At 38.7% G+C, this 238-nt stretch carries 1 rRNA gene; it reads left to right on the top strand.

The features are described from left to right. Positions 1-56: ribosomal RNA gene (locus PGR10_RS25445) — 16S ribosomal RNA — on the top strand; the annotation flags it as partial. Positions 57-238 lie beyond the last annotated feature (182 nt).

Here is a 238-nt window from a genome sequence, read left to right as displayed (position 1 = left end):
GGGTGAAGTCGTAACAAGGTAACCGTAGGGGAACCTGCGGTTGGATCACCTCCTTACCTTAAAGAACCTGCCTTTGTAGTGTCCACACAGATTGTTTGATAAATGATAAATTTCAAAATGTACTGTTAAGTGCATTGTGAAATTTTGCTCTTTAAAAATCTGGATCAAGCTGAAAATTGAAACGACACACAGCTAATGTGTGTTCGAGTCTCTCAAATTTTCGCAATCAGAAGTGAAA

The sequence above is a fragment of the Klebsiella sp. 141198 genome, from assembly GCF_050600785.1.
In the GTDB taxonomy this organism is placed as follows: Bacteria; Pseudomonadota; Gammaproteobacteria; order Enterobacterales; family Enterobacteriaceae; genus Klebsiella; species Klebsiella aerogenes.
This window is presented reverse-complemented; position numbering and strand designations above follow the sequence as displayed.